The sequence below is a fragment of the Methylobacterium sp. Leaf112 genome (genome assembly GCF_001423295.1).
Taxonomy (GTDB): Bacteria; Pseudomonadota; Alphaproteobacteria; order Rhizobiales; family Beijerinckiaceae; genus Methylobacterium.
The window spans coordinates 307,446-313,841 of the sequence record NZ_LMNG01000034.1 but is presented as its reverse complement, the minus strand read 5'-3'; the positions used below and the strand labels follow the sequence as shown (position 1 = coordinate 313,841).

Sequence of the window (6,396 nt, the reverse complement as noted above, 5' to 3'; positions counted from 1 at the left end):
CGCGAAGATGCCGATCGCTTTTTTTAGGACGTCGCGCTCCATGCGCGTCCGGTCGAGTTCACGCCGCAGACGGGCGATCTCAGCGGCTTGGTCGGAGGGGGACGCCACTGGGCTCGCAGGCGCGGCTCCCGGTGACCTTTCTGCTCGCGGTGGTGGGGAGCCACCCATCAGCGCCGAGCGCCACTGCCTCAGCATTGAGGGTTGGATCCCGAGCTCGGCTGCGATCTGCATCTGCGGCCGGCTGCTACTTTCCAGCAGGGCCACCGCCTCGCGTTTGAACTCGGGGGTGAACTCGCGTCTCGTCTTGGCCATCAAACACCTTCCCCGCCCGCAAGGAGCGTATCAGAGGTGTCCGTGAAAGCGGGGGAGGATCAGAACGTCACGGTGAGGCTGAAGCTGCCGTCCTGCGTCGACTGCGACTGCATGCGAGCGACGCTTGCGGATGAAGGGGGTCGCGGCCTTGTGGGCCTCGATCGGCTGGACCCCGACCTCGGGGAAGAATCTCGGCATCCGTCCTTTCACGAACGGCGAGGATCCGTTCCTTCACGGTCTGGCCGCCGAATTCTTTCGTCAATATTCGGCGGACGCGCTGGAGCCGGTCTATTGCGAGGACATGGCGCACGCGATGGGCCGTTACATCGGCAAACGCTACGGCACGGCCGCCGAGACACGCTCGATCCCCCTCTCGGCCTGGCAGCTCAGACGGATCACCGAGTACGTCGAGGCGCACATGACCGACGGCATCCGCGTCCAGGATCTTGCGGATGTCGCGGCTGTATCGACCGGGCATCTCCACCGGGCTTTTCGCGCGGCGACCGGGCTGACGCCCTCCGCCTTCATCAGCGTGCGACGCATTCGCCGCGCGATCGCGATTCTGCGGAACGAGCCCGTGACGATCGCGCAAGCCGCCCTCCGGGTCGGGATCAGGAGTCCGAGCCGGCTCGCCGGCCAGATGCGACGCCTCACGGGCTACAACCCCTCGGGCTCGTACCGCGGGCGCGATCGCCAATGATACGGCCCTCGACAGGACCGCCGATGGACCACGTCTTCGTCAACGTCATCCTGGCGGGCGGGGGCGACGGCGTGTGCGGACGCCGCCGGGCTTCGAGCTCACCCGGGCAGGTGGATCGTCCAAGGCGCGTCGAACCCGTGCTCTTCGAGGTTCACGCCCGGACCGCCGCGGTCGATCACCACGAAATCCTGGGGGGCGCCGAACGGGGTGAGCACCCCGTGCCAGGTGCCGGGGGCGTAGCTCACGCCCTGGCCCGGCGCCGTGACGAAGGCCCGGGGCCGGCCGGGGCGGTCGTCCTCGTCCGGGCAGACCACCACGAGGAACGGCCTGGCGTTCAGGGGTAGGAAGGCCTGCCCCCCCAGGGGATGGCGCTCGACGAGGCTCACGGCGAGGGGCATCGGGTAGGGCTCGGCCTCGACGAGGCCGACGACGACGCGGGCGCCCTCCCCCGCGACGGGAATCTCCGCCAGGTCGTGGAAGCGGCGCGCCTTGCCGGCGTTCATGGGCCGCGCCGCCGCCTGGCTTCGGTCGATGACCGAGCCGAAGGGCGCGAAGGCCTCGGCCGTGAGGGCCTCGGCGACGACGTGGCGTTCGCTCACCGGGCGCCCCGGAGCGTCAGGCCGGCATGGCGGTTCACGTCCTTGTAGAGCAGGTAGCGGAACGGCCCGGGGCCGCCCGCGTAGCAGGCCTGCGGGCAGAAGGCGCGCAGCCACATGAAGTCGCCGGCCTCGACCTCGACCCAGTCGCGGTTGAGCCGGTAGACCGCCTTGCCCTCCAGCACGAACAGGCCGTGCTCCATGACGTGGGTCTCCTCGAACGGGATCGAGGCGCCGGGGCGCATGGCGACGATGTTGACGTGCATGTCGTGGCGCACGTCGTCCCCGGCGACGAACCGGGTGGTGGCCCAGGCCCCGTCCGTGCCCGGCATGGCGACGGGATCCTCCCGGCTCTCGTGGGTGACGAAGGAGTCGGGGGCGTCGAGGCCCGGCACCCGCTCGTAGGCCTTGCGGATCCAGTGGAAGCGCGCGGCGGCGGCCTCCCCGTTGCGCAGGGACCAGGCGGCGCCGGGCGCGAGGTAGACGTAGGAGCCGGGCCGCAGGCCGTGGCTCTGCCCCTCCAGGACGAGGCTCGGGCGCCCCTCCACCACGAACAGGACACCCTCGGCCTGCGCGTCGGGCTCGGGCCGGTCGCTGCCGCCGCCCGGCGCCACCTCCATGAGGTATTGCGCGAAGGTCTCGGAGAAGCCCGAGAGCGGGCGCGACAGCATCCAGGCCCGCGCGCCCTCCCAGAACGGCAGCACGGAGATCACGATGTCGCTCATCACCCCCCGGGGAATCACGGCGTAGGCCTCGGTGAACACCGCCCGCCCGGTCATCAGCGCGGTCTGGGGCGGAAGGCCGCCGCAGGGCGGATTGTAGGCGGATGCGCTCATGGCGTGTCTCCGATGTGTCGCGGGCGTATGGCGTCAGGCGGCCCGAGGGGCCGCCCGGGGGGCCGCGATGGGGGCATCGAGGGCCGTCTTCGTGTCGACGGCGACATCGCCGTCCAGCACCCGGTGGGCCTGCGCCCGGTCGATATCGCCCTCCCAGGCGGCGATGACCACGGTGGCCACGCAGTTGCCGATGAGGTTGCCGAGCGCCCGGGCGATGCCGACGAACCAGTCGATGGAGAGCACCAGGACGAGGCCGATCACCGGGATGTCGGGCACCGCCGAGAGGGTCGCGGCCAGCACCACGATGGCCGAGCCCGGAATCCCGTGGGCGCCCTTCGACGTCAGCAGCGCGATGCCGAGGATGAGGAGCAAATGGCCGAAGGACAGGTCGGTGTTGGTCGCCTGGGCGATGAACACCGTGGCCAGGGTCAGGTAGAGCGAGAAGGCGTCGAGGTTGAACGAGTAGCCCGTCGGGATCACGAGACCCACGGTGGAATCCTTGATGCCGAGGCGTTCGAGTTTGCGCATCACCTGCGGCAGCACGCTGTCGGAGGAGGCGGTGCCGGCCACCACCATGAGCTCCTCGCGCAGGTAGGCGAGGAGCTTGAGGATGCTGAAGCCCGCCGCCTTCAGGATGGCGCCGAGCACCACGAACACGAAGAACGCGACGCCCGCGTAGAACAAAGCCACCAGCATCCCGAGCTGCTTCAGGGAGCCGACGCCGTACTTGCCCACCGTGAAGGCGACGGCGCCCAGCACGCCCAGCGGCGCGAGGCGCACGATGAAGCCGATCACCTTGAACAGCACGTTGGTGATGCGCTCGATGCTGTCGGCCAGCGGCTTGCCCTGGTCGCCCAGGAGCGCGAGGCCGGAGCCGAACAGGATGGCGATGATCAGCACCTGCAGGATGTCGCCCTTGGCGAAGGCGTCGAACACCGTGGTGGGGATGATCTTCATCAGGAAGTCGACGGTGCCGGTGACCTGGCCGACCCGGTCGGTGTAGCCGGCCAGGGCCTTGGCATCGAGGCTGGCCGGATCGACGTTCATGCCGCGCCCGGGCTCGAACGCGTAGGCCAGCACGATGCCGAGCACGAGGGCCAGGGTGGTGACGGCCTCGAAGTAGATCAGGGACTTGAGCCCGACCCGGCCGACCTTGCGCAGATCCCCGGCGCCCACGATGCCGTGCACCACGACGCCGAAGACCAGGGGCGCGATCGCCATCTTGATGAGCTTGATGAAGGCGTCGCCGAGCGGCTTCAGCTGCACCGCGAAGGTCGGCCAGACCATGCCGAGCACGACGCCCAGCACGAGGGCGGCCACGACTTGCCCGAACAGGGACGCGAAGAAGCGTCTCATGCGAACCTCCCACTGGTTATGAAGGCCACGATCCTGCCCGAACGCCCGGCCCTGGTGCGTCGGCAGTCCCGTCGGGATCAGCAAATGCCGCGCCACGCTTCCTGCGCGGTGCGACGAGCCGACCTCGCGGGACCGGCTCGCACGATCCGTCAGGCATATTGAGACGTCAAATATTTCCTGGGTCTCGATCGATACGAAATTCGTATGAACAGGCGGGCCCGATGTCGGAGCGGCATCGGATCGCGCCCTGCCTTGGCGATGTCACCCGCTCCCGGGCGCCTCAACGCGTGGCGAACTTGATGCTGATCGCCGCCTTGGCGACGAGGCCCGGGTTCGGCAGGGCGTTGAGATACTGGGTGTAGCGCTTGTCGAAGGCGTTCTGGAGAATGAAGTCCGCCTTGATCCGGTCGTTCACGCGGTAGGAGGCGAAGACATCCACCAAGGCGTAGGCCTTGGTCGCCAGGATGGTGGCGCCGGGCGGCACGTCGGTGCGGGCGTCGACGAGGTTGAGGCGGGTTCCGACCGTGAGGCGGTCGTCGAGGAAGCGCAGACCCAAGGTGGTGCTGATCCGGTCCGGCGGCACGGTGATCAGGCTCTGGCGCGTTGCCCGGTCGCGCCCTTGCGTGTGGGTGGCGGCCAGCGAGACGAAGCCGCCGCCCCAATCGTAGGCCCCCTCCAGCTCGACGCCCGACAGCTCGGCCCGGGCGATGTTGAGGTACTGGAACGACTGGACCGGGATGACGCACGGGAAGCGCCCGGGAATGCGGGCGCAGATCGAGGCCGGGATGCCGGGGATCGCCGGCACGAAGAAGGTCGGGCCCACGGCCTGGATGTTGATGAAGTCGTCGATCTCGTTCTGGAAGACGTTGAGCTTGGCGCGGAACACGTCCCCGGGGACGAGAACCTCGTTGACCTTGAGATTGATGCCGCCCTCCACGGTGCGGGCCACCTCGGGGCGCAGGGTCGGGTTCGGCAGGATCGTGAAGGCCGGGAACGGGTGGATGCCCTGCACCAGGGTCTCGGTGATGGAGGGCGCGCGGTAGCCCTCGGCGTAGGTGCCGTAGAGTTCGATGCCGGCGAAGGGCGACACGCCCACGGTGATCTTCGGCGAGAGCCGGTCGCCGCTCGACCGGAAGGCCCCACCCGAGAGATCGTAGGTGTCGTAGCGCAGCGCCCCGATGACACGGAGCCAGCCGGCGTAGCGGATCTCGTCCTGCACGAAGGCGCCGGCCAGCGAGCGCTGCCCGGACGGCGTGAAGGCGCCGCCGAAGCCGCCGGCATTGTCGGTGGTGCGGACATCGTTGCGGACGACATCGCCGCCGACGGTGAGCGCGTGGCCCAGCGCCCCCGTATCGAAACGGGCGGTGTTGTGGCTGTCGAAGCCCGTGGTCCCGATGTCGTAGGTGAGCCGGTCGCCCGCCCGGGTGCCGAGGCGGCCGTAGAGGCCGCTCGCCGTGTCCTGCAGGAAGGTCAGGTCGTTGTGCGTGGTGGTGGAATAGCCCTTGATGCTGAAATCCACGAGCGGCACGTCCGGCCGACTGAACCGGTAGCCCAGGGTGTAGGTGTCGGCCTGCACCGCGTTGGCGAAGCGCGCGCCCGCGTTGCTGGTGCCCGCATTGGCGAAATCGAAGCGCTGCACGAGGGCCGTGCCGCTGAGTTCGTGCCCATCGGCGGGCCTGACGTTGATCTTGGCGAGGCCCGAGGTAAGCTCGTTTCCGGTGTCGCGCACCAGGGTTCCGAGGCCGTCGCGGTAGGGGCCGTTGTTGCGGAACACGAACTGCCCGAACACGTCCGCCGCCGTGCCGATGCGGGCGCCGAGCGCCGTGGAGTTGAGGAAGCGCTGGCCGTTGGTGCCGAAGCCCTGCTTCTGCACGGCGCCCGCCACCTCGTCGGGGCCCAGGATGTCGTCGATGGAGCGGGTGCGGAAGGCCGCCACACCGCCGATGGCGCCCGAGCCGTAGATGGTGGCCGTGGGGCCGCGGGTGATGTCGACGCCACCGACGAGTTCGGGGTCGAGGTAGAACACCCCGTTGGCGCTGTGGCCCGAGGTCTGGAAGTCCTGGCGCGCCCCGTCGACGAGGACGTTGACGCGTCCGAAATCCTGAAGGCCGCGGATGTTGATGGCTTGCGCCGGATCGTTCTGGTTTTCCTGGGTGGTCACGCCCGGCACGTCGCGCAGCACGTCCGAGAGGCGGCTCGGCTGGAGGCGCTCGATCTGCTCGCGGGTGACCACGCTCGTGCCTGAGAGCGCGTCGACGGCGCTGCCCGGGGTCTTGGTCGAGGTCACCGAGATGGTGTCGAGGCTGACATCGGCGTCGGGCGCGGCCGGGCGCACCGGCGACGCGGTCCGGGGCTGCGTCTGGGCCTGCGCAACCGACAGGGTGAGGAGGGAGCAGCCGAGCGCCAGCCAGGCGCGGTGGGACGATCGGGACATGGACGCATCCGCCAGAGAGCACAGTCGAGACGAGTGGCTGGCTGGCGATGGGGCTGGCTGGCTGATCCGCAGGTGCCGCGCGCGAGGGTGCGGGGTCAACGGCCTCGGCGAAGGTCCAGATTGTCGGAAATCCAATCTAGCGTCGCGCTGACCTGAAGCAGT

At 69.3% G+C, this 6,396-nt stretch carries 6 protein-coding genes; 1 reads left to right on the top strand and 5 read right to left on the bottom strand.

The window, feature by feature from the left end:
* Positions 1 to 312, bottom strand: a 312-nt coding sequence (locus ASF52_RS22300; protein ID WP_443136713.1) for a transposase, incomplete at its 3' end; no start/stop codon positions are given.
* 130 nt (positions 313 to 442) lie between these two features.
* Between ASF52_RS22300 and ASF52_RS21760 the strand changes: the two genes are divergently transcribed.
* On the top strand, positions 443 to 1,012 hold the full coding sequence (locus tag ASF52_RS21760; protein ID WP_056176901.1) for a helix-turn-helix transcriptional regulator: 570 nt from the start codon (positions 443 to 445) through the stop codon (positions 1,010 to 1,012).
* Positions 1,013 to 1,110: 98 nt separating this feature from the next.
* On the opposite strand, the gene ASF52_RS21755 is transcribed toward ASF52_RS21760, so the two are convergent.
* The 4 genes from ASF52_RS21755 to ASF52_RS21740 form a co-directional block, all read right to left on the bottom strand.
* On the bottom strand, positions 1,111 to 1,611 hold the full coding sequence (locus ASF52_RS21755) for an ureidoglycolate lyase (RefSeq protein ID WP_056176898.1): 501 nt from the start codon (positions 1,609 to 1,611) through the stop codon (positions 1,111 to 1,113).
* A complete protein-coding gene (locus ASF52_RS21750; protein ID WP_056176895.1) occupies positions 1,608 to 2,444 on the bottom strand; it encodes a bifunctional allantoicase/(S)-ureidoglycine aminohydrolase in 837 nt (278 codons plus the stop codon). The genes ASF52_RS21755 and ASF52_RS21750 overlap by 4 nt, the downstream gene beginning before the upstream one ends.
* A 33-nt stretch (positions 2,445 to 2,477) precedes the next feature.
* Positions 2,478 to 3,800, bottom strand: a complete 1,323-nt coding sequence (locus ASF52_RS21745) for a dicarboxylate/amino acid:cation symporter (protein ID WP_056176892.1) — start codon at positions 3,798 to 3,800, stop codon at positions 2,478 to 2,480.
* A 280-nt stretch (positions 3,801 to 4,080) separates the two neighbouring features.
* Positions 4,081 to 6,234 carry a TonB-dependent hemoglobin/transferrin/lactoferrin family receptor gene (locus tag ASF52_RS21740; RefSeq protein WP_056176890.1) on the bottom strand — a complete coding sequence of 718 codons (2,154 nt, stop codon included), beginning with the start codon at positions 6,232 to 6,234 and terminating at the stop codon, positions 4,081 to 4,083.
* Positions 6,235 to 6,396 lie beyond the last annotated feature (162 nt).